Genomic DNA, 1,169 nt, shown 5'->3' on the forward strand with positions numbered 1-1,169 from the left:
TTAGCAACTGTATTTCTCAGACGGTCTGAGTGGACCATTTCTGGCCTGATTTGACGAGGGCGTTGACGATTGTCACGAGCTTTCGGGCGACCGCAGTGATGACAACCTTGTGCGGTTTGCCAGCGGTGCGCAGCCGCTTGGCAAATACTTTCAGAACTGGGTTGTGGTGGCTTGCGACGAGAGCAGCTTGGAACATCACATGTCTGAGTAGCCTGCGACCGCCACCAATCGCCCGCTTGCCGCGCATCGCACCGCTGTCGTGTGCAATCGGTGCAAGGCCTGTGAGTGCTGCCGCTTGCTCGCCTGTGATTTGACCAAGCTCTGGCATTTCTGCGATCAGCATGGTGCTGGCAACTGGCCCGATCCCTGGAACCGAGCGCAAGATGCTGGTAGTTGCAGCAAGGCCTGCGTCGGTCGCAATGACCTGTTCGATCTGGATCTCCAGCTTGGCAATCTGGCGATCCAGCAGGCCTTTCAGCTCGGCATCCATGGCCTCGAACGTATCGGCAGATCCGAGCTTCCCATGCGCCTTGATCTGCGCGAGAAGGCGTTTTCGGGTCTCAACGAGCTGCCCACGCTTGGACACCAAGGCCCTGAGAAGGCGTATCTTTTCGTGTGGAAGGGTCCGCCCTGCATCTGGCCGGAAGGCCATGAACCGCGCGATGAGCTCCGCGTCAATCCGGTCGGTCTTGGCCCGTGTACCCCGGCTCGCCGCAAAGGCCTTGATCTGTGCTGGCGGCAATTGGCGCGTCGCGACCCCTGCGGCATCCAGCGCAGCCCATAGCTTCCATTCCTGACCACCAGTGGCCTCAAAACACACCGCCGCGCCTTGCTCCGTGGCCAATTGAACAACCTGTGCATGGCCTTCGGGCTTGTTTGGCAACCGCCCCCACTGGCCCTGAGGCAGGCAATGAATGTCCAGCCAATCGCGGCTGACATCTATGCCAATGATTTCCGTTTGTGGTATCGTGCCCATGTTCTCTTCCTTCTGATCCGTGGTCCTGATCGGCCACATGCAACTGTTCGAGATGATGAAGAGAGACGGTGCTGGCTCGCTAAGAAACGTGGTCAAGCCACAAGGCTCAGACGCCATACACCGCCCCATCACCGATCTTCGCCAAGCCCGGTGATGGGGTATCAATAACAGATCAGAGATACAGAAGGGTCAG

The 1,169-nt window shown here is 58.7% G+C and carries 1 protein-coding gene; it reads right to left on the reverse strand.

Annotated elements, in window-relative coordinates; all coding sequences use genetic code 11:
* Nucleotides 1–16: 16 nt before the first annotated feature.
* Nucleotides 17–976 carry an IS110 family transposase gene (locus O4H53_RS26920; protein ID WP_269368073.1) on the reverse strand — a complete coding sequence of 320 codons (960 nt, stop codon included), beginning with the start codon at nucleotides 974–976 and terminating at the stop codon, nucleotides 17–19.
* Nucleotides 977–1,169 lie beyond the last annotated feature (193 nt).

The sequence above is a fragment of the Sulfitobacter sp. G21635-S1 genome, from assembly GCF_027213915.1.
Lineage (GTDB): Bacteria > Pseudomonadota > Alphaproteobacteria > Rhodobacterales > Rhodobacteraceae > Sulfitobacter.

Bases quoted from the DNA above. Each gene is read 5' to 3' on its own strand.
- O4H53_RS26920 (WP_269368073.1), bottom strand. From the start codon at position 976: ATGGGCACGATACCACAAACGGAAATCATTGGCATAGATGTCAGCCGC.